At 65.1% G+C, this 23,666-nt stretch carries 20 protein-coding genes; 11 read left to right on the top strand and 9 right to left on the bottom strand.

Annotated elements, in window-relative coordinates:
- Nucleotides 1-31: 31 nt before the first annotated feature.
- The 8 genes from addA to L610_RS02980 form a co-directional block, all read right to left on the bottom strand.
- Nucleotides 32-3,547 carry a double-strand break repair helicase AddA gene (addA, locus tag L610_RS02945; RefSeq protein WP_024847052.1) on the bottom strand — a complete coding sequence of 1,172 codons (3,516 nt, stop codon included), beginning with the start codon at nucleotides 3,545-3,547 and terminating at the stop codon, nucleotides 32-34.
- The gene (gene addB, locus L610_RS02950) at nucleotides 3,544-6,657 is read right to left on the bottom strand and encodes a double-strand break repair protein AddB (RefSeq protein ID WP_144702352.1); all 3,114 of its coding nucleotides are present in this window, start codon (nucleotides 6,655-6,657) and stop codon (nucleotides 3,544-3,546) included. The genes addA and addB overlap by 4 nt, the downstream gene beginning before the upstream one ends.
- The gene (locus tag L610_RS02955; RefSeq protein ID WP_034329343.1) at nucleotides 6,654-7,376 is read right to left on the bottom strand and encodes a nucleotidyltransferase family protein; all 723 of its coding nucleotides are present in this window, start codon (nucleotides 7,374-7,376) and stop codon (nucleotides 6,654-6,656) included. Before L610_RS02955 ends, addB begins: the two co-directional genes overlap by 4 nt.
- Nucleotides 7,373-8,854, bottom strand: coding sequence for a tRNA (adenosine(37)-N6)-threonylcarbamoyltransferase complex ATPase subunit type 1 TsaE (gene tsaE / locus L610_RS02960; RefSeq protein WP_034329346.1), 1,482 nt, complete (start codon nucleotides 8,852-8,854; stop codon nucleotides 7,373-7,375). Before tsaE ends, L610_RS02955 begins: the two co-directional genes overlap by 4 nt.
- Before the next feature lie 6 nt (nucleotides 8,855-8,860).
- Entirely contained in the window at nucleotides 8,861-11,374 is a 2,514-nt protein-coding gene (locus L610_RS02965) for a PAS domain-containing sensor histidine kinase (protein ID WP_144702355.1), read from the bottom strand.
- Between the two features lie 204 nt (nucleotides 11,375-11,578).
- Nucleotides 11,579-12,976: an adenosylhomocysteinase gene (gene ahcY, locus L610_RS02970; RefSeq protein ID WP_024847056.1), complete on the bottom strand. Its 1,398-nt coding sequence runs from the start codon at nucleotides 12,974-12,976 to the stop codon at nucleotides 11,579-11,581.
- A 129-nt stretch (nucleotides 12,977-13,105) separates the two neighbouring features.
- Complete coding sequence (locus L610_RS02975; protein ID WP_024847057.1) at nucleotides 13,106-13,387, bottom strand: HPr family phosphocarrier protein; 282 nt, start codon at nucleotides 13,385-13,387, stop codon at nucleotides 13,106-13,108.
- A complete protein-coding gene (locus L610_RS02980; RefSeq protein WP_024847058.1) occupies nucleotides 13,384-13,785 on the bottom strand; it encodes a PTS sugar transporter subunit IIA in 402 nt (133 codons plus the stop codon). Before L610_RS02980 ends, L610_RS02975 begins: the two co-directional genes overlap by 4 nt.
- 339 nt (nucleotides 13,786-14,124) lie before the next feature.
- Between L610_RS02980 and hpaR the strand changes: the two genes are divergently transcribed.
- From hpaR to L610_RS03025, 9 genes are all read left to right on the top strand, one after another.
- Nucleotides 14,125-14,676, top strand: a complete 552-nt coding sequence (hpaR, locus tag L610_RS02985) for a homoprotocatechuate degradation operon regulator HpaR (protein ID WP_024847059.1) — start codon at nucleotides 14,125-14,127, stop codon at nucleotides 14,674-14,676.
- 75 nt (nucleotides 14,677-14,751) lie between these two features.
- Nucleotides 14,752-15,720: a fumarylacetoacetate hydrolase family protein gene (locus tag L610_RS02990; RefSeq protein ID WP_024847060.1), complete on the top strand. Its 969-nt coding sequence runs from the start codon at nucleotides 14,752-14,754 to the stop codon at nucleotides 15,718-15,720.
- Nucleotides 15,721-15,726: 6 nt separating this feature from the next.
- Nucleotides 15,727-16,182 carry a nuclear transport factor 2 family protein gene (locus L610_RS02995; RefSeq protein ID WP_024847061.1) on the top strand — a complete coding sequence of 152 codons (456 nt, stop codon included), beginning with the start codon at nucleotides 15,727-15,729 and terminating at the stop codon, nucleotides 16,180-16,182.
- Nucleotides 16,179-16,979 carry an alpha/beta fold hydrolase gene (locus L610_RS03000; protein ID WP_024847062.1) on the top strand — a complete coding sequence of 267 codons (801 nt, stop codon included), beginning with the start codon at nucleotides 16,179-16,181 and terminating at the stop codon, nucleotides 16,977-16,979. Before L610_RS02995 ends, L610_RS03000 begins: the two co-directional genes overlap by 4 nt.
- A gap of 5 nt (nucleotides 16,980-16,984) precedes the next feature.
- Nucleotides 16,985-17,362 carry a hypothetical protein gene (locus L610_RS03005; RefSeq protein ID WP_024847063.1) on the top strand — a complete coding sequence of 126 codons (378 nt, stop codon included), beginning with the start codon at nucleotides 16,985-16,987 and terminating at the stop codon, nucleotides 17,360-17,362.
- A complete protein-coding gene (locus tag L610_RS03010; protein ID WP_024847064.1) occupies nucleotides 17,362-18,204 on the top strand; it encodes a class III extradiol dioxygenase family protein in 843 nt (280 codons plus the stop codon). The genes L610_RS03005 and L610_RS03010 overlap by 1 nt, the downstream gene beginning before the upstream one ends.
- 242 nt (nucleotides 18,205-18,446) lie before the next feature.
- Nucleotides 18,447-19,442, top strand: coding sequence for a TRAP transporter substrate-binding protein (locus L610_RS03015; protein ID WP_024847065.1), 996 nt, complete (start codon nucleotides 18,447-18,449; stop codon nucleotides 19,440-19,442).
- 73 nt (nucleotides 19,443-19,515) lie between these two features.
- Complete coding sequence (locus L610_RS03020) at nucleotides 19,516-20,031, top strand: TRAP transporter small permease (protein WP_024847066.1); 516 nt, start codon at nucleotides 19,516-19,518, stop codon at nucleotides 20,029-20,031.
- Nucleotides 20,032-20,051: 20 nt separating this feature from the next.
- Nucleotides 20,052-21,335, top strand: a complete 1,284-nt coding sequence (locus tag L610_RS03025; protein ID WP_024847067.1) for a TRAP transporter large permease — start codon at nucleotides 20,052-20,054, stop codon at nucleotides 21,333-21,335.
- An 11-nt stretch (nucleotides 21,336-21,346) separates the two neighbouring features.
- Here the strand turns inward: L610_RS03025 and L610_RS03030 are convergent, their stop codons facing one another.
- Nucleotides 21,347-22,009 carry a tetratricopeptide repeat protein gene (locus L610_RS03030; RefSeq protein ID WP_371712939.1) on the bottom strand — a complete coding sequence of 221 codons (663 nt, stop codon included), beginning with the start codon at nucleotides 22,007-22,009 and terminating at the stop codon, nucleotides 21,347-21,349.
- 34 nt (nucleotides 22,010-22,043) lie between these two features.
- Between L610_RS03030 and L610_RS20405 the strand changes: the two genes are divergently transcribed.
- Nucleotides 22,044-22,229: a hypothetical protein gene (locus tag L610_RS20405; RefSeq protein ID WP_246658908.1), complete on the top strand. Its 186-nt coding sequence runs from the start codon at nucleotides 22,044-22,046 to the stop codon at nucleotides 22,227-22,229.
- Between the two features lie 42 nt (nucleotides 22,230-22,271).
- Nucleotides 22,272-23,651 carry a M17 family metallopeptidase gene (locus L610_RS03035; protein WP_144702361.1) on the top strand — a complete coding sequence of 460 codons (1,380 nt, stop codon included), beginning with the start codon at nucleotides 22,272-22,274 and terminating at the stop codon, nucleotides 23,649-23,651.
- The last annotated feature ends 15 nt before the right edge of the window (nucleotides 23,652-23,666 follow it).

Here is a 23,666-nt window from a genome sequence, read left to right on the forward strand (position 1 = left end):
CACGCGTCAGCGTGTTTCAACGCCTCTTGTCTCACGCTGACGTGAGTCGAGCAAGCGCACCGTCCATCATCTCGTCCGGCACGGGGATAAGTATTGGTGTCTCTGTGTAGATCAAAGCAGCACGAATTTGCTTGCCGGGATAGATCGGCTTGAGCAGTTCGCGATAGAGCGCCATTTGCGCCACGTGCCCTTGCGGGAGTTCTGTCGCAACCGACGGCGGCGGCCGGTTGGTCTTGTAGTCGATGATGAGTACGCTCTCGCCATCGACGATCAGCCGGTCGATCTTGCCCGAGATGGCGCGCTCGGTCTCGCCGAGCTTCACCCGGCCCGTGACCGAGACTTCCGCCCGTGAGCCGGGCGAGAACAGCGAGGCGAATTCCGGCGTCTCGAGGATCGCGTCGACAGACGCCCAGAGCTTTTCGCGCTCGCCCTCCGGCCAGGACTGGCCGATGCGCGCGAGGTAGCGTTCGGCGGCGGACGCGCGGCGCTCGCGCTCGATCGAGGGCAGTATCTGCAGCAGCCGGTGGGCAGCGGTGCCGCGCTCAATGGCAAAGGATGGCTCGTTGACTGCATCGAGAACCGGCGAGCGCAGCTTCACCATCTCGACCGGTTCCGGCTCGATCATCGCACCGGCACCCGAGGGCGACAGTGGCCGTGGCAGCGGCGGTGGGGCGGGCGGCGTCGACAAAAGTTCAGCTGGCAGCGGCGGCAGCTCCGCGACGGCGGCCTCCTCCGGCTTATCCGGCTCGTGCTGCTGCAGCGGTGGTGTTACCTGATAGCGCAGCACCGTCTCGTTCGTTGCCGGATGCTGGATCTCCTTTGTGTGCGGTGACTTGCACAGCGTCTTCTGCACCATCTGGTGCCAGCTGCCGTCCTTCTGGCCGCGCTTGCCATGATAGCCGCAGACGATCAGCCGGTCCTCGGCGCGGGTCATGCCGACATAGAGCAAGCGCCGGTATTCCTGCTCGGCCTTGCGCTTGGCTTCGTCGGCAAGCTTTGCCGAGAACGAATTGGCGCGGCCGGAGCCGGCGCGCCAGAGGAAGCCGTCGCCGTGCCAGCCACGCGTCGGGGCGCTGAACGGCATCAACCGCGGCATGTGGCTGTCGACGAAGGGTTCGCCGCCGCTGTCGACGAGGAACACGATCGGCGCTTCCAGACCCTTCGAGGCGTGCGCGGTCATGATGCGGACCTCGCCGCGCGTCTGGTCCATCTCGCGCTTCACTTCCGGGCCGCCACGGTCGAGCAGCGCGACCAGCGCCTCAAGCTGGGTGACGCCGGTGCGTTCGGCCGCAAGGCAGAAGTTCAGGAACTCGTCCACCACATCGCCGGCTTCGGCACCGAGACGGGCGATCAGCTTGCGCCGCAGGCCATCGCGCGCGAGCAGGTTGGAGAAGAACTCGAACGGCTTGCGGTAGCCGGCTTCGTTGCGCCAGCGCGCCAGCGTGTCCCAGACGTCCTTGTGCCGTTCCGCGCGCCGCAGCGCGATCAGCAGCGACTCCACCCCCTGGCGCTTTGCGGCGAGTTCGAACAGCTCGTTCTCGTCGAGACCGAAGGCAGGACTTTTTAGCAGTGCCGCGAGCGAAAGGTCGTCGTCGGGCTGCAGCGCAACCCGCGCGGCGGCGAGCAGGTCCTGCACGGCGATATGGCCGGTCAGCAGGATGCGGTCGGCGCCCGCGACCGGGATCTGCCGGTTCTTCAGCTCCCGCGACAGCGCATGGATGAAGCGGTCGCGCTTCCTCACCAGCACCATGATGTCCCCGGGCCGCACCTTGCGCCCGCGTCCCTCGATCCGGTTGCCGGTGCGCAGCCAGTGGTCAATGGTGCGCGCGATCTGTTCGGCGAGCCGCACCGCTGGCGCCGAGGCGTGATCGACGGCCTGCGTCCAGTCCTCCGGCTCCTCGACATCGACGGGGCCGAGCGACGGCCACAGTTCGACATGGCCGGGCTGGTTGGCGCGGATGGCAAGGTGCTGGATCGGCTCGGGATCCTGCGTGAGACCGTCGCGGTGCTCAGGCTCAGAGAAGACGAGGTCGACAGCAGCCAGCACGTCCTCGGTCGAGCGGAACGAGCGGGTGAGGCGCACGTGCTCGAAGCGCTGCAGCGCGTTGGCGACGCGCTCGCGGAACTCGCGGCCGCTGCGGTCGAACGCCTCCGGCTCCGCGCCCTGGAACGAGTAGATCGACTGCTTCTCGTCGCCCACCGCGAACACGGTACGCACCACCCCTTCGCGGGATCCTTCGCCGGCAAAGAATTCGGCAGCGAGCGCCCGCACCACGGCCCACTGGTCGGGGCTGGTGTCCTGCGCCTCATCAAGCAGGATGTGGTCGATACCCTTGTCGAGCTTGTACTGCACCCATGCGCCGGCGTCCGTGCGCGACAGCAGCGTGGCTGTGCGCACGATCAGGTCGTTGAAGTCGAGGAAGCCGCGCGCGCTCTTCAGGCGCTCGTAGCGGTGGATCAGCCAGTCGGCCAGCACAAGGGCGGCTCGCGTGTCCTCCAGCATGCCGAGCAGCTCGACGCGGTCGAGCACACGCGTGATTTCCTGGCAGTAGCGCTCGAACTCGTCCGGGAACTCCGGGAAATGCTCGCCGACGCCCTTCGCCATGATGGTCTTTGCCGCGCGCGGCTTGAAGGAAGAGCCGGAGCCCGAGAAGAACGCCTTCTTGAGATATTCCAGCCGGTCGAGCGCGTCGGTCGTCCCGCACGCCTTGCCGAAGTTTTCCGCGAACGAAAGTGCGTTTGTTTTGCCGGCTGTGGATGCTTTGGAACCGATGTTGCCGCAGAGGACCGGCGTAAAATAGTGGTCGGGCCAGAGGCTCGCCGCCAGCGCGGCGCGGGTATCGCTCGGGCCGAAGCCGAACTCCTCGAACAGGGCGTGGAAGTGGCCGTCGCCGGTGCCGATCTGCTCGATGAAGCGGCGCAGCGCATCGCGCTTGCCGACGATGTTGGCGAGCAGCGTTTCCAGCCCCGCCTCGCCGCCGCGCTGCAGGACCGTCGCGAAGGCGTCCGCCAGACCCGGTTCGTTGCCTTCGGTGGCGCGCGCGATCATCTCGCGCCGCGCCTCGGCGACCAGCGCTTCCTCCATCTGGCTGTCCAGCAGCTCAAAATGGCCGGCGATGTTGGCTTCGAGCGGGAACTGATGCAGCACCGCCTCGCAGAAGGCATGGATGGTCTGGATCTTCAGGCCGCCCGGCGTTTCGAGCGCGCGGGCAAACAGCCGCCGGGCGCGCTTCAGCCGCGATGGCGTCGGCGTCTTGCCATCGAGCTCCTCGATCGCTTTGGCAAGCTCCGCGTCGGGCAGCGTCGCCCAGCCGGACAGGTTCTTGAACACGCGCGTCGCCATGTTGGCGGCGGCGGCACGGGTATAGGTAAGGCAAAGGATGCGCGACGGGTCGGCACCTTCGAGCAGGAGCCGCATCACCCGGCTTGCCAGCACATGCGTCTTACCCGAGCCGGCATTGGCGGACACCCACGCCGATAGCTTTGGCTCGGAAGCGAGCCCCTGAGCCTTGCGCGTATCGTCCGGAACGATGATCGGTGCGCTCATTCGCCGTCGCCCCCGCCGGCATCGTTGTCGCCGCCCGCAGACCATTCGAGCACGCGGGCGAGATGGTCATAGTCGCCGCCGACATCGCCCTCGCGGAAGGGGAGCGCGCGCGACAGGTAACCGGTCGTTTCCTTTGCAAAGTGGGCGATGAGCTCTTCCAGCCGCGCCCAGGCTTCCTCGGACAGCTCGACGCCCGACTTTATCGACTTCTCCTGACCGGTCGGCTTGTATTCGAGGATCGATTCCTCGATCACCTCGCCATTCGGCTTCATGCGAACATAAGCAAGCTGCGACGGCTCGGCCGTGCCAACTTCCGTGAACGCCCCGCGGCGCAGCAACGCGCCTTCGAGCGCCAGCTGTGGCGACAGGAGCGTGTGCGCCTGCGCCTTCGACGGCGACGATCCGGTCTTGAAGTCGATGATGTCGGCCATGCCACCGGCGAGAAGATCGATCCGGTCGGCGCGGCCGCGCAGCGTCGCGCCCGTACTGCCGATCGGCGTTTCGCTGGCGCGCGTCTCAGAGATGCGGCGCTTGATCGGCGGGCGGTTGCGCTCCCACTCGATGAAGTGCGTCGCCATGCGGGCAAAGCGCGGCCACCACACGGCATCGACGTCGAGTGGCAGCTCCGCCTCGTCGAATACCTTGCGGCCGATCTTCAGCAGCTGTTCCTCGGCGAGCGGCGCGTCCGGGTCGATGCCCGAAACGGTGAACTCGTGGACGATGTCGTGGAACAGGTTGCCGCGTTCTGCCGCGCCGGGATCTCGCAGCAGCGGCTCCAGCGCCTCCAGCCCGAGAATACGCCGTGCATAGATCGCATAGGCGTCGCGGCGCAGCGTCTCGATTTCGGTGACCGAAAAGCGCGTCGGGCGCATGTCGAGCGGAGGCGTCGGGTTCGGCCGGGTGGCGAACTTCACTGGGGGCGCAACGTCGAGCTCGCGAGCCCAATGCGCCAGCGCGTTGCCGCGCTGGCGCATCTGTTCGAAGATTTCTTTGCCGGCAAAAGTTTCCAGCCGCTGTAGCCAGCGCGAGGCAATTGCGGGAGCATCGCCGGAGCGCGCGGCGCGGGTGAGGATCACCTTGCGCGTGCCCATGGCGAGGACGAAGTCGTGCGCGGCCTGGCCGATGCGCTTTTCCGGCGGATCGAGTTCGAGGTCCGACTTCATGAAGCGCGACATGAAGCGATCAGGCTCGGCCTTGCGCGGCCACGACCCCTCGTTGAGCCCGCCAAGGACGAGCGTGTCGACGCTCTGAAGGCGTGCTTCCAGCGCACCCCAGATCGAGACGCGGCTGTCACCGGTGACGGAAGCCTTGACACTTTCGCCGGAAATCAGGGCGTTGAGCACGTCCGGCCATTCGGTTGCCTCGATCTCGAGTTCGGCCTCGACGCCAGCCAGCGAGCGCAGGAACGAGGCGAGCCGGTCGCCCGCATCGCCGCGATAGAGTTCGGTGACTGAGCCCTTGTCGTCACGGCCAAGCGCTTCCAGACATTCGACCGTCAGACGCACGAGCTCGCTGAGCGGCGCGGTGGTATCGCGCAGGGTGCAGAGCGGGGCGATTGCCTTTTCAAGTGCTGCTGCCAGCAAGCGCGCCTGCTCAAGCCGCTCCTCGTTCAGGCGCAGCCACCAGACCGGCTTGYGCGGGTCGTCGTAGCGCTGCTGGTAGCGGCGTTCGAACTCTTCAGATAGCCGGCTAATATCCGGCCTGCCGACGCCCCCGCGCAAGGCGACAAGATCGAGCGTTTCCGCAGCCTGCCGGGCTACGGAGCGTGCAAAGCCGGCATGCAGCAGCGGGTGCTTGGCAAGCGCCAGGATCGTCACCGCGTCCCCGGGCCGGAACACGGCTTCCAGCATCAGGCTGAGCAATGTCGCCGGCGGTGTCGCAGTGAGCGGCGTGCCGCCCGAGTCATCCGCCTCAATACCGAAGCGGCGCAGCTCCATCGCCACGCGCCGGGCAAGCTCGCGGTCGCCGGTGACGAACGCCGCGGTGCCCTTCTCCAGCGCGAGCCGCAGCGCCACCGCCACCGACAGCGCCTCTTCACGCTCGTTGGCGGCTTCGACCAGCGTGACGTCGGCAAACGCCGCCGGATCGGTGCTGCCGGCACGTTCGACCCAGAGATCGGTGGTTTCCGCCGGTCGCAGCGCCTCGTTGATGACGCCGATGCGCGCGGCAAGGTCTGCGGGTACCTCACCGATCTCGATCACGTCACGCCGCTCGATGCCAAGCGTTGCCAGCAGCTTCTTCAGCGTCGACTGCGGATGGCCGAAGGTTGCGGGCGCCATGCCAGGCATGCCGACTTCCTTCCACGCCTCCTCGTCCATGTTGAGATCAAGACCGGGCAGCACCACCGCGCCATTGGGCAGGAGCGCGATCGACTTCAGCAACTGCGCGGTGGCGGGGATAGAGCCGGTCGAGCCTGCGGCGATCACCGGTCCGCGCGGCGGATTGCGCAACAGGCGCTCGGCCTCGGCACGGATCATCGCGTTGCGGTGCGCGGCCGGATTGGAGCGCGCACGCTCGGCAAGCAGCGCCGGCCAGGCGCGCGAGACGATGTCGAGGAACTCAAGCGTGACCTGCCACCAGTTGGCGAGATCTTCGGGAACAAGGTTGGCGAGCCGCTTCCAGTCGGCCCCGCCGGTCTCGACCTCGTCCATCAGCCCGGCGAGATCGCGCGCGAGCCAGATCGCGTCGGCAAGCGAGGCTGGCACCACGACGTCCTCGCCGAACATCGCGGCGACATGCGCCGGCAGCCGCTTCTTCCATGCCTGCACCAGCGGTGCGAGCAAGAGGATGCGGTCGAGCTTGCCGATCGGCGGGTTGAGCGACAGCTCGTCCTCCTCGCTGCCCTCGAAGATGTCGGCGTCCTCGTCGAACTCGCCGAGCGGACGGATGGTCGGCAGGATCGCCGCGACACCCCCTAGCTGTTCGACGAACTCATCGCGCAGAGCGCGCGCCGCGCGGCGGGTCGGCACATAGATCGTCGCCTCGACCAGGCGGAGCGGGTCACTGCCGTCAGCGGAAAAGCCGGGGATAAGGGTCCCGTCGAGAAGAGAGGCGGCGAGTGTCTGAAGGAAGGGTGCGCCTGGAGGGATCGAGAGAACCCGAGCGGTCATTGCGTCTTCGCGCGCGCTACGGCTGCTTCGGCAGGGGCGATGGCGTCGGGCGTGCCGACGGTGATCCAGTGTCCGCGCATGATGGCGCCGAATAGCCGGCCCTGTTCGATGGCGCGGTTGAAATAGAGGTTGAGCGAGTGCGGCGTGGCGGAAGCGCCGTCGAAGATGCGCGGATGGATGATCGCGGCACCGGCGTAGATGAAGCCCTCGCTCGCGCCGTTCGCGCGCGCAAGCCGCCCGTCCTGGCCGAGCAGGAAGTCGATCGAGCCGGAATGGCCGGTGGCATGACGCGGATCGGCGAGCATGAGAAGAATATCCATGGCCTCGCCGTCCCATGCAAGCGCAAGGCGGTCGAGGTCGGGACTATCCCCATCGATCCAGAAGGTGTCGGCATTGAGCACGAAGAACGGCTCCGTGCCGATCTGCGGCAGCGCCCTGACGATGCCGCCGGCCGAGTCCAGCAACTCCGCCCGCTCGTCGGAAATGACGATGCGCGGGCAGGCGCGGTCCTTCACGTGCTCGATGATCTGTTCGCCGAGATAGTGGACGTTGACGATCGCCGTCTCGACACCGGCTGCGCCGAGCGTGTCGAGGCCCCAGTCGAGCAGCGTCTTGCCGGCTACCGGGATCAGCGGTTTGGGCGTGGTTTCGGTCAGCGGGCGCATGCGCTTGCCAAGACCCGCCGCAAGGACCATGGCCGTCGTCGGCTTTGCGCTCACAGGATGCCTGCCTTCTCGTAGAAGGCGCGCACGGAAGCGAGCGCAGGATGGCTGATCGAGCGACTGACATAATCGCGGATGCGCGGCAGGTGCTTCATGTAGCCCGGCTTGCCGTCGCGCAGGTTCAGCCGCACGAAGATGCCGAGGATCTTCGAGTTCCGCTGCGCCGCCATGATGGCGTAGGCTGCCTCGAAGCCTGCGCGGTCGAAGTCGCCGCGTGCCTCGCAGTAGGCCTCGACGATCTCCGCTTCGAGCTCCGGCGAGATGGTGACGCGTGCATCCTGCGCCAGCGAAGCAACGTCATAGGCCGACGGGCCGATCACCGCGTCCTGAAAATCGATCAGGCCGATGCGGTCGTGGCCGTTCCGATCCGCACGCCAGATGAGGTTCGGCGAATGGTAGTCGCGCAGCACGAGGCTCTTTTCCGCATTGGCGACGATGTCGAAGGCTGCGCTCCAGGCCTCCGCAAATTCCTGCCTTTCGGCCTCGCTGGTCTGGCGTCCCGCCACATGCGGCAGGTACCAGTCGGTGACCAGCTCGGTCTCGATGCCCATAGCGCGGCGGTCATAGGGCGGGATTTCGTGAACGAGGCCATCCGCCACTTCGATCTTCTGCGGCCAGCTGCGCTTGTGCATCTCGGCCAGCAGCTCGGCGGCGGCAATGTAGCGCTCGGGCACGGGCTTGCCCTCAGCGTCCAGCACGCCCTGCGTGCCGAGATGCTCGACGAGCAGCAGGCCCTGGTCGAGGTCGGCCGCCGGAATCTGCGGCGCGGCGAAGCCCTCGTCGCGCAGTGCCTTGGCAATGGCGACAAACGGCGTCACCGTTTCGGCAAGGTGGGCGATGCGGCTGTAGGGCAGGCCGTCGCGGATCGGCGGGCCGTCCGGGCGCTTCGGCGCATTCATCAGGATGATGGTGTCGCGCCCGTCCTCGATGATGCTCTCATAGGCGCGCGCCGAGGCGTCGCCGACGAGAAAGGCACGGCGGGCGGAAGCGTAGCCGGCCTTGTCTAGGAAGCTGCGGATGGCAAGCGACCGGCTCAGCTTAGCGATGAATGCATCGGGAGCGGAAATGGTGATGCGGCGACCTTCGCCTTCTTCATCGAGCCGGACGTGAACCGCGTCACGCGGCAGCGCGTCTTCGGCGCGCTCCGGCCATTCGATGATCGCCGCGCCCTCGCGGATCGCTTCGGAGAAGCCGAGCTCGTCGAGCTCATCGGGCGAGCCTAGCCGGTAGAGGTCGAAGTGCTGGACGGGCACGCGCGTCGCATAGGCCTGCACCAGCGTGAAGGTCGGGCTCGGCACCTCAAGCTCTGGATCGTTCGAAAGCGCGCGGATGATCGCGCGGGCCAGCGTGGACTTGCCCATGCCGAGGTCGCCATGCAGCGCCAGCACGTCACCCGGCGCGAGCATCATGGCGATGTCCTCGCCGAGGCGGTTCGTGGCGGTTTCGTCCGCCAGATGGAGGCTCAGGTCTGACAAGCTTGTCTACTCGGCGGCGGCGCGGAAGCCTTCCGGCGCCATGGGGAAACGGCAGATGACGGTGGTTCCGCGACCCTGATCGGTCTGGAACTCGACGGTGCCGTTGTGCAGCCCGACGAAGCTCTTGACGATCGAGAGACCAAGTCCCGCACCGCGGCGGCGGCCGCCATTGGCGCGCGGCTCGAAGCGGCGGAAGATGCCGTCGAGCACGTCCGGCGGGATGCCCGGGCCATCGTCATGGACGGAGAAGGCAAGGCCGTTCGCGTCGCGCTCGCAGATGAGCTTCACCACCGAATTGTCGGGCGCGAAGTTGGCCGCGTTGCTGAGGAGGTTGATGAGAATCTGGCGCACGCGGTTCTCATCGGCGTGGAATGTGGCGGGCGCACGGCGCAAGTCGATTTCAAGGGCAATACCATGCTCGCGCATACGCTCTTCCACCACCTCGGCGGCCGAATGGACGATGCGCTCGATCGGCACTTCGCTGACGTTGAGCTCCATCATGCCGGCATCCACGGTGGCGAGGTCGATGATGTCGTCGACAATCGTCTCGAGTTCCGACGACGACGAGGCGATATGCTCGACATAATCGCGCTGGCGCTGGTTGAGCGGTCCGGCGGTCTCCTGCGCGAGCAGCTCGGCAAAACCGATGATGTTGGTGAGCGGCGAGCGCAGCTCGTAGGAGACGTGCTGGATGAAGTCGTTCTTGAGGCGGTCCGTGCGCTCCAGCGCCTCGTTGCGCTCTTTCAGCATGCGCTCGACATTGACGCTGTCGGTGACGTCGAAGAACGTCGTCATCAGCTGGCCGTTGGGCAGATGCACGATGGCGTAGCTGAGGATGTTGCCGTTGTTGAGCTCGACCTGGCCGCGTCCATCGCGACGCTCCTCGTCGAAGCCGGTGGCGGCGGCTGCAAGCTCGCTCCACGGGTTCGAGCGGGTGAGGCTCTGGCAGGCGGCCTTGATAGCCGAGATGTGCGTGCCGGTCGTGACCAGCCCCTCCGGCAAGCCCCAGAGGTTGCAGAAGGCAGGATTAGACAGGCGAACGCGCCCATCAGAGCCGAACACCGCAACGCCCTCGGCGAGGTTGTCGAGCGTGACGCCCTGAACCCGCACGACCGTGTTGTAACGGCTTTCGAGGCTGATCTTCTCAGTGAGATTCTCGAACACCCAGGTTACGCCGCCGTCAGCCTGCGGGTTGCCGACCACGCGCAACGTCTGCCCGTCAGGCAGGTGCCAGATGTCCTCAAGCGGCTCGACCGAGCGGTAGGCCGACAGGAGATTTTCCTTCCAGCGGCGCCATTCCGGCTGCTCGGCCAGCTTGCCTTCCGAGCGCAGACGGTCGAGCAGCACAGTGTTGTCCGGCTTGCTATTGAGGAAGGAGATGTCGAGCTCCCAGAGCTTCTGGAACGCCTGGTTGTAGAAGCGCAGGTCCTGGTTGGCGTCGAAGATCGCCACCGCCGTGTTGAGGCGGTCCAGCGTCTCTGCATGGCCGCGCAGCGTGCGCTGGTGCTCGGTGCGTGCGGCTTCGGCCTCGGAAATGTCGAGGGCAAAGCCTGCCGAGCCCTCGCGGCCGGAGAAGTCGGTGACGCTGAAGACGCGGCGATCGCCGCCAATCACAGTCGAGAGGCTACCGGAGAAGACCGGGCTCGACAGGTGGTCGCGGGCGATCTGCTCGCGCGCGCCGGTGCCGAACAGCTCCACCCCCTCGCTGGCAGCGGCCAGCGGATCGGCGGCCTCGACGGCGTCGGCATAGGCCTGGTTGACCCAGACCAGCCGGCCTTCCGGCCCGCGCAGCCACACCGGCGTCGGGATCGAGTGGAGGAGACCCAGAAGGTTGTCGTGGTCGCGGCGCAGCTGCTGGTGCTCGAGCCGCAGCTCGGCGTGCTCGCGCTGGGCTTCCGAAAGCGACAGGAACTTGATGGCGACGTTGTTCGCGGCAGCACGGCCCTGCACTTCGATGAGGTTGCCTTTCGTCGTCTCGACGACGAGGTCGAAATTCTGGCGCTGTTCGCGCAGGTCCGCCACGGCGCGCTCGAGCTGGGCTGCGCTTCGCGGCGCCAGCCAGCGGCCAAAGGCAAGGAAGGTCGCGCGGTCTTCCGGCGCCTCGGCGAGCGTGCCGACCAGCTCCGCCTTACGGGAATCGCCGAACCAGACGAGGATGCGCTGGTCGCGCAGATTGAGAAGGGCGTCGGCGCGCTGCAACGCATTATCGAGCTCGGCCACGCGCGTACGCAGATCAACATTCTCGGCGGCGGTGCGGGCGCGCTCCCGGATCAGCAGCATGGCCGACAGCATCGCGGCGCCGGTGATGCCGAGGAAGAGGGAAAGCTGGATCACCTCGATGGTCGTCATCGAGAACGGGCGGACGATCGCCGCCTCGACCTGTTCCGCGAGTGCCACGGCCGGCCACGCCACGCTTGCAAGCAGGGCTCCGGCGCTCAGGCCGCGCCGCCTTTTCCTTTTGGAATCCTCGTTGTCGCCGGCTCCGGATTGCTCCGTACCCAGTGGGAAAACCCCAGGCATCTTAACTGTCCTCTCCGCCGCACGGACGCGAAAAACGCCCCGAAGGGACGCGTGTCCCCATACTGCTTCCCCGCTGGGAACACCGCGAATCACGTCACTGTACAGCGCTGCCGAATCGTCGTGAAGGCGCGCGCCGCGCAAAAAAATGGCCGGGCGAAAAGTCAATCGCCCAGCCTCAATATATTGTGAGAAATGGTTAAGAAATTAGTACCGGTAGTGCTCGGGCTTGTACGGGCCTTCCGGCGTGACGCCGATATAGGAAGCCTGTTCCTCGCTCAGCTTGGTCAGCTTCGCGCCGACGCGATCAAGGTGCAGGCGGGCGACCTTCTCATCGAGGTGCTTCGGCAGCACGTAGACCTCGTTCTTGTACTCGCTGCCGCGGGTGAACAGCTCGATCTGCGCCAGCACCTGGTTGGTGAAGGAGGCCGACATCACGAAGCTCGGGTGGCCGGTGGCGTTGCCGAGGTTCAGCAGGCGGCCTTCGGACAGAAGGATGATGCGCTTGTTGTCCGGGAACTCGATCAGGTCGACCTGCGGCTTGATGTTGGTCCACTTCAGGTTGCGCAGGGCGTCGACCTGAATCTCGTTGTCGAAGTGGCCGATGTTGCCGACGATCGCCATGTCCTTGAACAGGCGCATGTGCTCGAGGGTGACGACGTCCTTGTTGCCGGTCGCGGTGATGATGATGTCAGCAGTCGGCGCAGCTTCCTCGAGGGTCACGACCTCGAAACCGTCCATTGCAGCCTGCAGGGCGCAGATCGGGTCGACCTCGGTGACCTTGACGCGGGCGCCGGCGCCGCGCAGCGACGCTGCCGAGCCCTTGCCCACATCGCCATAGCCGCAGACGATCGCGACCTTGCCGGCCATCATGGTGTCGGTCGCGCGGCGGATACCGTCGACGAGCGATTCCTTGCAGCCGTACTTGTTGTCGAACTTCGACTTGGTGACGGAGTCGTTGACGTTGATTGCCGGGAAGGGCAGCAGGCCCTTCTTCTGCAGCTGGTAGAGGCGGTTCACGCCGGTGGTGGTCTCCTCGGTGACGCCGCGGATCGCTTCGCGCTGTTTGGTGAAGAAGCCCGGGGTCTCCTTCATGCGCTTCCTGATCTGCTCGAAGAAGATAGTCTCTTCCTCGTTGCCCGGATTGGACAGAACGTCCTCGCCTGCTTCGGCGCGCGCGCCGGTCAGGATGTACATGGTGGCGTCGCCGCCGTCGTCGAGGATCATGTTCGACACGCCGCCGTCGGCCCACTGGAAGATGCGGTCGGTGTAGGACCAGTACTCCTCAAGGGTCTCGCCCTTGACGGCGAAGACCGGCGTGCCGGTCGCGGCGATCGCGGCAGCGGCGTGGTCCTGCGTCGAGAAGATGTTGCACGATGCCCAGCGGACATCGGCGCCAAGTTCCTTCAGAGTCTCGATCAGAACCGCCGTCTGGATCGTCATGTGCAGCGAGCCGCTGATGCGCGCACCCTTGAGCGGCTTCGACGAGCCGAACTCGGCGCGGCAGGCCATCAGGCCCGGCATCTCGGTCTCGGCGATGTCCAGTTCCTTGCGGCCCCAGTCGGCCAGCGAAATGTCGGCTACGATGTAGTCCTGCCCGCTCATGCGTGTGCTCCGTAATGTTCCGACCGGCGAGGCCGGATGTCTGGATTTTGACGTGTGTATCGGAGCGGTGCCTAGCAGAAAGCCGGGAACGGGGCAACATCACATAAAGAAGTCTTTATATCGAGGCGGCTAGCACTCTTCGCCGAAGCGGTCGCCGATGAGCTTTTCGAGAGCTTCCATCACCTCGGCCGCCTGCGGGCCCTGCGCGCTGACGGTGATGCCGCAGCCGGGGCTGGCGGCCAGCATCATCAGGCCCATGATGGAGGTGCCGCCGACGCTGACACCGTCCTTCTCGACGGTCACGTTGGCGTCATACTCGCCGACGAGCTGGACGAACTTGGCCGAAGCGCGGGCGTGAAGGCCCCGCCTGTTGATGATCATCATCTCCTTGCGGAGCACGCCCTCAGTCATTTTCCGCTCAGAACCTGGCTCGCCACGTTGATGTATTTGCGTCCGGCGACCTGCGCCTCCTGCAGGGCCGCCGCCATGTCGTCGCCGAGGCGCACGCTGGAGAGCTTGATCAGCATCGGCAGGTTGACGCCGGCGATGACCTCGACCTTGCCGGGGCTCATCACGGATATCGCAAGGTTCGACGGCGTGCCGCCGAACATGTCGGTGAGAATGATGACGCCGGCACCGGTGTCGGCGCGCGATACCGCATCGACAATGTCATTGCGGCGCTTTTCCATATCGTCGTCAGCGCCGATGCAGACGGTTTCGAAATTCTGCTGCGGGCCGACCACGTGCTCGACAGCGAGACGGAACTCCTCGGCAAGACCGCCGTGGGTGACAAGAACGATACCGATCATGCTTGAGCCCGATACGCAGGCGCCGATTTAAGCGGGTCGCAGGCGAAGTCCACGCCCTCACATTCACAACATCCGCTCACAGACCACTCCGTCGAACAACCACCCTGAGGCCTCTCAAGCGTCAGGGAGCGCTATCTTGTCAACGGGCAGACGGTTTACAAGCCGAAAAATGCCACCGAAATGGCCAAATTGCCGCAGAGCGACGCATTTCCGGCCGAGATGGGATCAAATTCCGCACTTTTCACGGCGGAGTTTGCCTCCGCATTGACTAAACTCAATTGAGTTTCCGCCCGGTCTGCCATTATTGCTAGCTAACTAATACGTGAAATAGGTGGGACCGTGACGAGCGCGAAGGCTGGCGTGAATGTGAAACTCAGGAGTTTTTCCCGCTCGTTGCCGATGTCTCTGCTTCTGGCGCGCGAGGCCGTCATGACGCGGTTCAGGCCGGCGCTGAAGCTGTTTAACATCACCGAACAGCAGTGGCGTGTGCTGCGGGCGCTCTCCTCGGTCAAGGAGATCGAGGTGATGGAACTCGCCAAGGCAACGTCGCTACTGGCGCCATCGCTTTCGCGTATCCTGCGGGACATGGAAGAGCGCGGGCTGGTCGAGCGCCGCCAGGTGCCCGACGACCTGCGCCGTTCGCTGATCTCGATCAGCGAGGACGGCGTCAAGCTGATCGACGCGGTCGCGCCCTATTCGGAAAGCATCTATCAGGAAATCACCGAAACCGTCGGCCGCGACAAGATGGATCTCCTGCAGCAGCTCTGCAGGGACGTCGTCACCTCGCTCTCGCAGCTGCCCGCCACCGACTATACGGGCGTCGAGCTCGACGCGGACATCCTGCGCATCGTCGGCGACAGCACCCGGGGCCGTCCACGCCTCGAAGACTAACCTTCGCGCGCGTCATCGATATTGACAGCGCGAACTCCACCGGTTTTAATTAACGTATTAATTACCGGAGGAAACATGCGGCTTGCAAGCTTTGCCCACAACGGGAAGGACCGGATCGGATTCGAGATCGACGGCCTCCTGTACGACCTCAACGACGCGCTGAAGGCGGCCGGCGAGGACGTTTCCTATTCGACCATGATCGCGCTGATTGAGGATGGCGCGCGCGGGCGGCAGGCCGCGGATGCAGCATTCCGCCATGTTCTGGACAAGCGGGATGCGATCGCCGGCGTCCCGGCCTCAGACGTGCGTTGGCATCCGCCGGTGCGAAAGCCGTACAAGATCTGCGGCGTTGCGATGAACAATTCGGCGAGCGATGCCCGCAAGATCAGCGCGCCAGACCATCCGCTGTTTTTTCTTAAGCCTGCTTCCTGCCTTGTCGGCCACAACGAGCCGATCGTGGTGAAGGATTATTACGGCAGCGTGCATCCGGAGCCGGAGCTTGCAGTCGTGATCGCGAAGGACTGCAAGGACGTCGCCGTCGAGGACGCGATGGACTGCGTGTTCGGCTACACCATCCTCAACGACATGACTGGCAACGGCATGCGCGCGCAGGACATGGTTCATTACTACGCGCTCTACCCGTCGAAGGAGAACCCGGACGTCGTCGAGAAGCGCGAGCAGCACCTTTCCTACACCGCCCGCTACAAGGGCACCGACACCTTCGGGCCTATGGGGCCGTATCTGGTGACGAAGGATGAGGTGCCGGACCCGCACACGCTCGACGTTCGTGCCTGGCACAAGGACGAGATCATCGCTGAGGACTCGACCGCCTACTACACCTACTCGGTCCCGGAGATCATCGCCTTCATCACCCGCTACCACACGCTGTGGGCCGGCGACGTCATCTCAATGGGCACGGCTTTCCGTCCGAGCGCTGGAGGCAAGCGCAGCCTGCATCTTGCCAACATCACCGAGCTTGGCGGGCCGGTCAGCGTCGAGATCACCGGCCTTGGCCGGCTCGATAATCCGGTCGTGAAGGTCTAGCTGGTCATGATGGGGAGGATCGAAGACCGGCTGGCCATTCGCGAACTGAACGACGCGTTTGCGCACGCGCTCGACCACGGCAAGCTCGACCTGTTCGTGTCGCTGTTTACCTACGACGTGTTCTACCGCAACGGCGAGCGGCGCCTGAACGGGCGGCAGGAACTGGAGGAGTTCTTCCGCGCCCGTGCCGCGAGCGGCAGGCTGTCGCGCCATTTCTACAGCGGGCTGGTGCTGGAATTTACCGGCCCGGACGAGGCAACCGGCCACAGCAGCTGGCTGACCTTTGCGGGAAGCGGCGAGCCGCCGATCGAGGGAACCGAACCCTTCGTCATCGGTGACGTCCGCGACAGCTATCGGCGCGACGCCGACGGGTGCTGGCAGTTCGCCGCGCGCGAGATTGACGCCGTCTTCGTCAACAAGGCGATCAAGCCGCTGCCCACTAGTTTTGGGAAGCCGACATGAGCACGCGCGCCGGCAAATGTCCGGTCGACAATGGCGAGGTCCCCTTTGAGGTCGCGGGCGAAGGCCCCGCGCTTGTCCTCATTCACGGCTTCTCGCTCGATATGCGCATGTGGCGGCCGCAATTCGAGGCCCTGGCAGCCGATTTCAAGGTTGTCCGCTACGACCTGCGCGGTTTCGGCCGTTCCAGCGCGCCCAGCGCCGAATACGATCATTGCGCTGACCTCGCGCGGCTTCTCGAGCATCTCGGGATCGACCGGCCGCTGCTGGTTGGCCTGTCACTCGGCGCGAACATCGCCCTGCGCTACGCGACGCTCTGCCCCGAGAACGTACACGGGCTGGTGCTGGCATCGCCCGGCCTTCCCGGCCATGCCTGGAAGGAAATGCGCCCGCCGGAAGCGGCACTCGCCCGTGCCCGCGCCCATGGCGTCGAGGCGGCAAAGCAATTCTGGCTCGGGCATGAGATGTTTGCCTCGCTCGGCGACTATCCGCAGGCGAAGGCAGAAGTTGCAGAGATCGTCGCTGATTACAGCGGCTGGCACTGGCGCGAGACGGACATGCAGGCGCCCGCAGAGCCGATTATCCCGCAGCTTGAACATATCCGCGCGCCGGCGCTGGTCATCAGCGGCGACCGCGACGTTGCCGGCTATCGCGAGATCGCGCAGCGCATTGCAGATTCCGTTCCGGGCGCTTCGCTGCTGCGGCTGGAAACGGCCGGCCACATGCTTAACCTTGAGCAGCCGGAAATCTTCACGGATGCGGTTCGCCGTTTCGCGGCGAGCCAGATGCTGGAGGCATGAGAACGATGAGCAATTCGATCCCGTTCAACCTCGATCCGCCAGGCACGTATATCTACACCGGCGAGATGGCGACTAAAGGCTACAAGCTGACGCGCTTCGGCCTCAGCCTGCGCCGCCCGGAAAATCGCGAAAAGTTTCTCGCCGACGAGGAAGGCTACATGCGCGGCGCCGGCCTCAGCGATGAGGAGATCGCGCTGGTCAAGGCACGCGACTGGACCGGGCTCCTCAAGGCGGGCGGCCATCTGCAGGCGATGCTGAAGGTCGCGGCGACCGTCGGCCAGAACCTCTGGCACATCGGCGCGCACAATGCCGACATGGAGGTTGAGGAACTGATGCAGCTTTGCCCGCGCAGGGTCAGCGCGCTTCCGGGGGGAGAAGACTGATGGCGAAGATTATCGGCGGATTCGCGATTTCGCACACGCCCTCAATGGGGATCGAATACGACAAGGGCATGGCGAACGGCTTCAGCCCGCGCTGGCAGCCCTGGTTCGACGGCACCCGGCCGATGAAAGAGTGGCTGGCGAAGATGCAGCCCGACCGCATGGTGATCGTCTACAACGACCACCTCAACCACTTCGACTTCGACGCCTATCCGACGCTGGCGATCGGCATCGCGCCCGAGTTCCGGCAGGCGGATGAAGGCTGGGGCCTGCGTCCGTTCCCGAGCCTCGTCGGCGATACCGACCTTGGCTGGCACCTGACCAACAAGCTGGTGCGCGATGGCGGGTACGACCTCACGGTCTGCCAGGACCTCGCCATCGACCACGGCATCTATTCGTGGATGCCGTATCTCAAGGACACGCCGTGGGACACGCCCATCGTGCCGATCGCGATCAACATGGTGCGTCACCCGATCCCGACTTCACAGCGGCTGCACAATTTCGGCAAGTCGATCCGCGCGGCGATCGAGAGCTTCCCGGGCGACGACCGCATCCTCGTCGTCGCGACCGGCGGCATGTCGCACCAGATCAGCGGCGCGCGCTTCGGCATCGCCAACGAAAAGCTCGACCGCTACTTCCTGTCCAAGCTGAAGGACGAGGTCCAGGAGCTGGTCGACCTGCCGCAGGAGGAGCTGATGCGTCTTGGCGGTACCGAGGCAGCCGAACTTGCGATCTGGTTCGCGATGCGCGGCGCGCTGTCCGACAATATCGACGAGGTCTACAGCTACTACACCTTCCCGGCGATAACCGGCTGCGGCGTGATCGCCTTCGAGGAGCGGAGCTGATCTCCGGAGAAGTCTTCCGCATCTTCTGGATGCATACTGCGACGTTGCGCCACTATTCTGATGCATTGATCCATGCGTCTTAGAAGCTGGCGCAACTGTTCTCTCCCGACTATAAACGGGCTGAACGGCGATTTCCGCCGCCCGCCAGTCCGGCCAGCGAGGAGGCTGTCCCGGATCAGCTGACATCGTTGGCATGACCGTGCGCACCAGCCGTCACGGTTGTCTTTTGGGAGGAAGACCGCATGCGCAATTTTGCAAAGAACCTTGGCCGTACCGCGCTCGTCGTGACGGCGATGACGCTTGGCCTCAGCTTCGGCGCGAAGGCCGAGCAGGAAATCAAGATCGGCTACGCGCTGGCGACGACGTCGCACTACGGCGTTGCCGCCAACAATTGGCAGGAAGTCGTCGAGAGCGGCACCGACAAGCGCTTCGTGTTCCGTCACTTCCCCTCCTCTGGCCTTGGCGGCGAGCGCGAGGTTCTAGAGGGCCTGCAGATCGGCACGGTCGAAGCGACCATCGTTTCCTCCGGCACGCTCTCCAACTTCGTCCCCGAAGCCGGCGTCTTCGACATTCCGTTCCTGTTCCGCGACCTTGCCCATGCCCGCGGCGTGCTCGATGGCCCGATTGGCCAGGAGATCCTCGGCAAGTTCGAGAGCGCGAACCTGATCGCACTTGCCTGGGGCGAGCAGGGCTTCCGCCATATCACCAACAACCGCAATGCGATCGAGAAGCCGGATGACGTCGCCGGCCTGAAGCTGCGGACGATGGAAAACCCGATCCACATCACCGCTTTCAACACGCTTGGTGCTGCTCCGACGCCGATGGCCTGGCCGGAGGTGATCGGCGCGCTGCAGCAGGGCACCATCGACGGCCAGGAGAACCCGCTGTCGGTGATTACCTCGGCGAAGCTGTCGGAAGTGCAGAAGCACCTCACCGTCTCCGGCCACGTCTATTCGCCGGCGATGCTGCTGGTCTCGCCGGATCTCTGGAACAGCCTGTCCGATGAGGACAAGGAAGTGTTCAAGAAGGGCGCTGCCGAGGCGGTCGTTGCCATGCGCGCCTTCGTCGATGACGTCGAGAAGTCCGGCGTCGAGCAGCTGAAGAAGGAAGGCATGACAGTCGGCGAGCTTACGGCCGAGCAGAAGGCCGAGTTCCAGAAGGCGCTCGCTCCCGCCTATGAGGAATACTACAAGACCTACGGCAAGGAACTGATCGACGGCATCATCGCGGCCAAGTGACCGCGCCGTCCAAAACACCTGAACTGGCGGGCCGGCGTCATGCCGGCCTTGCCGACTGAGGAGGGCACTTTCCTTGCAAAAGCTTGAGAACGCCTTCGTCGAGGCCAACAAGTGGGCGCTGATCCTGCTGCTGGGCGCCATGTCTTGCATCGTCTTCGCCAATGTGACGCTGCGCTACACGACGAATTACTCGATCTACTGGGCCGAGGAAGTCGCCCGCTACATGATGATCTGGCTGACGTTCCTTGGTGCGGGCCTGACCCTTCGCTATGGCGGGCACGTCGCGATCACCAACCTGATGGAGATCATGCCGACGCAGAAGCAGCGCCTGCTGCGCGGCTTCATCGTCATCTGCCTGATCGCCTTCTTCGCGGTGATGATCTGGGTCGGCTACGGCTATGCGATGCGCATGCGCTTCCAGATGACACCGGCGACCCGCATCCCGTTTGCCTATGTCTACGCGGCGATGCCGGTAGGTTTCGCCCTTCTCATCATCCATCTCCTCCTCGTCGTGCGCAGCTATGTCCGCGACAACCGCTTCGAGGAAACCACCGAGGCCGGCGATATTGCTGGCAGCCTGAGCGCATGATGCCAACGGAGTAGGATCACGTGGCCTGGATACTTTTCGGTTCCTTCGTCGTGCTGCTCGCGCTGGGCTTTCCCATCGCCTTCGTGCTGGCGATCTCGGCCTTCGTCGCCGTCGCGCTCGGAAGCAACTATCCCTATCTCGTCATCGTGAAGGAGATGTTCTCCGGCCTCGACTCATTTCCGCTGATGGCCGTCCCGTTCTTCATCCTCGCGGCCGAGCTGATGACGGGCGGCGCGATGACATACGTGCTGCTGCGCTTCGCCTCGCAGTTCGTCGGGCACAAGCGCGGCGGCCTCGGCTACGCGAACGTGATTGCCTCGACACTGTTCTCCGGAATTTCGGGCTCAGCGCTGGCGGACGCGGCCGGTCCCGGCGCTATGATGATCCGCATGATGGAAAAGAGCGGCTATGACCGCTCCTACGCCGGAGCCCTGACGGCCTCATCGGCAGTCATGGGGCCGATCATCCCGCCGTCGATCATCATGATCGTCTATGCGCTGCAGGTTGAGCAGGTGTCGGTGGGTGCGCTGTTCATCGCCGGCATCGTCCCGGGCGTCATCATCGCGCTCGCGCTCTCCGCGGCCAACTTCTACGTCTCGCGTGCCCGCGGCTACCGCGGTGGCGACCCGAAGCCGCCCACCGCCGAGATCGTCCGGACCAGCATTTATGCGCTGCCGGCCCTGTTCCTGATCGTCCTGATCATTGGCGGCATCCGCGCCGGCATCTTCACGCCAACCGAAGCTTCGGTGGTGGCAATCTTCTACGCTCTGGCGTGCGGCATGTTCGTCTACCGCTCGCTGAAGGTGAAGGACATTCCGGCCATCATCCTGCGCGCGGCCCTGATCTCGGTTGCCGTCCTGCTGATCCTGGCGGCCGCCCGCGCCTTTGCCTGGGTGCTGATCATCGAGGGCGTGCCGCAGCGCCTTGCCGAGACGATCGTCTCATGGAACCTCTCGCCGGTTGTCTTCCTGCTCGCGATCAACGTCTTCCTGCTGATCTTCGGCTTGTTCATGGACCCGCTGCCGGGCGTGATGGTGCTGGTGCCGATCCTCGCGCCCATCGCGCATTCGCTCGGCATCGATCCAATCCACTTCGCGATGGTGGTGATCCTGAACCTAACGATCGGCCTGATCACGCCACCGGTCGGGGCGCTGCTCTTCGTCGTCTCATCCACGGTGAAGCTGAAGGTGAGCGAGATCGTGCGCGAGATGCCGCCATTTCTCCTGGCGCATCTGCTGGTCCTGCTGCTGATTACCTTCGTGCCGGGGGTGTCGACCTGGCTGCCGCGCGTGAGCGGATTCTAGGCCGCTGAGGCCTAGTTCCGCTTGCGCTCTTCCTCGCGCAGTTCGTTCCAGGCGTTCTGCTGGGCGAGCATCTGGCGCAGATAGGCGACGTTTGCCTGCGCCTGCTGCGGCGAGAGTTCGCGCGATGCGATCTCCTCCGCTTCCTTGAACCGGCCCTGCAGGCCAACGACGAGGGCGAGGTTCTGACGCACGCGGCTGTCGGCGCCCGGCGCCTGCACGGCCTGGCGCAGATAATTCTCGGCGCTCTTGAGATCCCCTTCCAGCACGTAGGACATGCCGAGGTTGGACAGGATCGAGGCTTCACCGGGCTTCAGCTCCAGAGCGCGCATGTAGAGCCTGCGCGCCTCTTTCTGGTCGCCGAGCTGGTCGAGGATTGCGSCTTCCGCCGACATCAGCTTCCAGTCGGGATATTCCGGCGTCTGGGCGCGGCGCACCGCATCGAGCGCGGGCTCCAGCTCGCCCGCTGCGGCGAGCGCCTTGCCATAGGCGGCGAGCACCTTGCGGTCGGACGGATAGTCGATGGCAAGCTTGCGCATCACCGCGAGCGACTGGTCGGTGCGGCCGCTCATCTGCAGCACCGAGGCGTAGCGCATCGCGGCGGTGCTGTCCTTTGGGTTCTTCGCGTACGCATTGCCGAGCGACTCGACTGCCGAGGCCAGCTGTTGGGCTGACATCGATTCCACCACCTCGGGCGAGGAACCGCGAGAAATGGAGCCGGTGGTCATCTTGTCGGTGGATGCACATCCCGAAAGGGAAACGGCGATGATGAGTGCACTCAGCACTGCGGAGCTGCGTTTCCCCGTTGCCTTCGCGGCGAGGTTGGTGAACATCGGCACTGAATCTCCCCTGCCCGACAGTGACCCTTTTCCGGTCACGATCGAGGGTCAGCAATAATCTGTTAACGCTAACGGATCGTTAAAAAGGATCTTTCCGGCCATGCCGCTGACACTGAAAGACAAGGCAACGCCCGGCTCCCGCCCGGTTCATCTCGTCACCAAGGAAAGCTTCTCCAGGCTGGAGCTGGACGCCGGCGCGCGTGCATGGGCGGGAGCGAACCATTTTAGCGGCGCGGCCGGCCAGCTTCTGCTCCTGCCGGGCAGCGATGGGGCGATCGCGGGCGCGCTGTTTGGCGTGGCCGACAAGCGCGGCGGCTTCTCGCCGCTTGCCACCGGCTCGCTCGCGAAGAAGCTGCCCGCCGGCGAATGGCACTTTGCCAGCACGCCGGAAGATCCCGACCTTGCCGCGCTCGGCCTTCTTCTCGGCAGCTACGTCTACACACGCTACCGCAAGCATGAGGGCCGCGACGTCGAGTTCGTGGTGCCGGAAGGCGCGGATGCAGCAAGGGTGCGCCAGCAGGCCGAGGCGGTCTTCCTCGTCCGCGACCTCATCAACACGCCGACCAACGATTTCGGCCCCAAGGAACTCGAGGCGGCCGCGCGCTCGCTGGCAGACGCGCATGGGGCAAAAGTCTCCGTCATTTCAGGCGACGCGCTCATCGAGCAGAATTTTCCGATGATCCACGCCGTTGGCCGCGCCTCGGCGCAGGCCCCGCGCCTGATCGACTTCTCGTGGGGTGCGGAAGACGCACCGAAGGTCACGCTCGTCGGCAAGGGCGTTTGCTTCGACACCGGCGGCCTCGACATCAAGCCGCCGTCGAGCATGCTGCTGATGAAGAAGGACATGGGCGGCGCGGCCAACGTCCTCGGCCTTGCCTCGATGCTGATGGCGGCCAAGGCAAACATCCGCCTGCGCGTTCTGATACCGGCGGTCGAGAATTCCATCTCCGCCAACGCCTTCCGCCCCGGCGACATCTTGCCGAGCCGCAAGGGCCTGACCGTCGAGATCGGCAACACCGATGCCGAGGGCCGGCTGATTCTCGCTGACGCGCTGGCGCTGGCAGACGAAGAGTCGCCCGAGGTGCTGATCGACATGGCAACGCTGACCGGTGCGGCGCGTGTGGCGCTTGGCCCGGACCTGCCGCCCTTCTTCACCGACGACGATACGCTTGCGGAAAACCTCGCCCACGCCGCCGAGAAGACCGCCGATCCGCTCTGGCGCCTGCCGCTGTGGTCGAACTACGACAGCAAGCTCAACTCCAAGGTCGCGGACATCAACAACGTCACCACCGACGGCATGGCCGGCGCGGTGACGGCGGCACTGTTCCTGCGCCGCTTTGTCGAAAACGCCAGGAGATGGGCGCATTTCGACGTGTTCGGCTGGTCGCCGGTCGAGCGCCCGCACTGCCCGATCGGCGGCGAGGCGCAGGCGATCCGCGCCATTCTCGACGTGCTCGTCAACAGGTACGGGGTCCGCTGACCCCGTCTCGTTGAC

This window comes from Aminobacter sp. J44 (genome assembly GCF_007829415.1).
Lineage (GTDB): Bacteria > Pseudomonadota > Alphaproteobacteria > Rhizobiales > Rhizobiaceae > Aerobium.